This window comes from Skermanella sp., assembly GCF_059503625.1.
Genome location: NZ_JCACHA010000391.1, coordinates 1 through 2,549 on the forward strand (window position 1 = coordinate 1; position 2,549 = coordinate 2,549).

Consider the following 2,549-nt stretch of genomic DNA (forward strand, 5'->3'; position numbering starts at 1 on the left):
ATTCCGAACGACGGCAGGGACAGGGTCTGAGCGTCACGCCGGCTGCCGCAGGCGAAGCAACGCCTCAGTAACCGGCGGGCTTTCAGCAAGACACACCTGCTGGGCCGCCGCGAAGGCGTGCTCGAACTCATCGAACCGGCACCGCTCGTAGAACTGATCGTCACGGTTGGACGGTGACGGCTCTGCTTCCCACGTGCCATCGCGGTTCAGCACATCAGGCGGTGTCCAGTAGCCCTTATAGACTGCCCATCGATGGCTGCGACCGGGCTGGAAGATCTTAACGATCCGCACCGCGTCTAGGCGGCAATCCCTGAACGTTGGTCTGCGGATCGTGAATTCACTCGCTAGGTCGAGAAGCTGCTCAGGGCTCACGCCGTTGATCTGAACCGTCATTTGTCCTCCGCTGCAATACGGCATCTATGTTGCCGTGCAGCAGGACGGCAATTCTCTGCTGCAATGCAGCAAAAATCGTCCTGTTAAGCTTTGATGTCAAGTCTCTTATGTATTCGGTCGTAGTTCCGAAAGGCAGGGCACCAATCCCTTCGGACTTCGGGCCGGCTTTCCCCGACCTGACCATCGTGGTGGACCTCTAGAACAGAGGGGGTACTCGCGGGAGGTCATCCCGGTCACCTTCGACCGGCATGGCGTTGACGCCATCACGGGTCTGGAAACCGCCCTGCCGGAGCACCGGCTCGATTGATCCCGAGTTGTCAAATGTACTCATCCACTCCGCAGTCGCAGTGGTCCCGGCCGAACAGCAATTGGCCGAGACCGCTGGGGTGGTTCCGGCGGATCATCGGCTTCCTGGTCCGCCCCGTTGTAACGCAACAAGACGACGATGACGACTAGGTGTTTTTCCGCACCTGAAAATCCAGGGCGACCGCGACGGTGTAGGCCAGGACCTTGTCGAGAACGCCAAAACACTACCGGTTGGCCTGAACGATGTCCCACTTCGCTCCGTTGAGCATGTGCAGGGCCTCGTTGAACCGATCAGCCTCGAACTTCGACCGCCACTTTCACATCTCATAAGGGTATTCGTATTCCCGTCACAGGCATTACAAGTCGGTCTATCCAGAATGCCCAGGGAGCGTACCGCAGAAAGCCATCGCGGCCCCGCACGTCGGGGCCAGGGTCAGAGTAGTGGGACAGTGGAGTGCGGGAAAAGTACGGCTCGTCAGGACGGCTCAATCCAAGGCACAAACTGGTTCGGCAGGACGAATTCGACCCCTTGGTGCGGACCGAAAAACTCGACCGCGTATTCCGCTCCGTTCTGATAGACCGAAAGGATCGTACCAACTGTCCCAGCCGGGATGACCCCGTCACTGGCCGAGAGCGGCTGGGTCAGAACGACCCTGCTGTATTCCTCCAACGCATGTTGGGTCATTCAAATCCCCGACTTGTGGAGCCTCCTGGCCCGTCCTCAACCCATCGCCTTGGCTGAGATCGACTTATTGGACACAAAGACGTTCCAGAACTTCACCATGGCACAGATGTGCCACTGCTGCGAGCGGCCCGAGGTGACGCTTCGGATGTTGATGCTGCTGTATGAATTCAATCCTACCGCCAGCCAAGTGGACGAGCAATTACGCACATCAGTTTCATTCATCTGGCTTCTGCTTCGCTTTCCCAATCAAGCCGAGCCTTCGGCGAGCCGGCGGACCTCGGCGTCGTTGACCGCTGGATCCTGGACTCCGCGATGCAGCAGGATCTCGCGGGCCCTGGCGAGCCACGAATGGTCGGGCAGATCATCGGCGTCCATCATTACCGCGGTATAGTAACCTGCCGGTACCCATTTCAGTAGTCCCGGTACGCGTTTCGGTGATCATAAACAGGTGCACCATGAGCCTGCCCAAGTTTGCGGGTTCCGTGTTGAACAGGCGGAGGAGCGATCATGACGCAGGAACTACCGCGGTGCGGAATCTGTGGTCGCCCGCTCAACCAACTCGACGATCCCTTGTCCCACGACTGCGGGGGCGATTGCTGGGGTTGCATCGGGGAAAGCGAGGATGACACGGAGGATGGCTATCCCCCATCCATCCGCAAGGTACAACGGGAAATCGCTCTTGGCCTACGACCGGCTTTTGGTAGCTTGCGTCCCACTGGTGGCTTGGACGAAGACTGACTTCGGCTCCAGGCGACTCGAGCGACGGCCCACCCCCGCCCTACCATCCTGCCGAGGAATCGGGCGGTCCGTCGCGATTACGGTACGGCGGGATATGCTGGACAGAATCGGTTCGGGCGTGCCGACAGGTCAGTAGCCTGACCTGTCATACCCCGCGTTGGCTTCGGCCCGCCTGTAATCGCTCTCCCGGTCCCTGAAACGATAGTTCCGCGACGACCCATACTTCCCGTCCTGATCCCGGTAGTCGTAGGCCCATGACTTTCGGCCTTGACCGCCCAGCATGCTGCCGAGCAGCAACCCGACCCCCAAAGCGACCAAGGCAGTGGCTACCGGGTGATCGGTGATCATCGTCTGAGCGATGTCGATACCTTGGCGGCTTTGCTGACGAACCCGGTATGTCGACCGGCTGGCAGCAGCCCGAACCTGT

Annotated in this window: 4 protein-coding genes; all 4 read right to left on the bottom strand. The window is 59.8% G+C overall.

The genetic code is table 11. The features are described from left to right. Positions 1-33: 33 nt before the first annotated feature. Entirely contained in the window at positions 34-393 is a 360-nt protein-coding gene (locus AC5JJ6_RS08720) for a hypothetical protein (RefSeq protein ID WP_496041658.1), read from the bottom strand. 1,027 nt (positions 394-1,420) lie between these two features. Further along, positions 1,421-1,606, bottom strand: coding sequence for a hypothetical protein (locus AC5JJ6_RS08725; protein WP_496041659.1), 186 nt, complete (start codon positions 1,604-1,606; stop codon positions 1,421-1,423). 24 nt (positions 1,607-1,630) lie between these two features. Continuing rightward, the gene (locus AC5JJ6_RS08730; protein ID WP_496041660.1) at positions 1,631-1,759 is read right to left on the bottom strand and encodes a hypothetical protein; all 129 of its coding nucleotides are present in this window, start codon (positions 1,757-1,759) and stop codon (positions 1,631-1,633) included. 492 nt (positions 1,760-2,251) lie between these two features. Next, the coding region (locus AC5JJ6_RS08735) for a hypothetical protein (RefSeq protein ID WP_496041661.1) at positions 2,252-2,549 on the bottom strand (298 nt) is incomplete at its 5' end.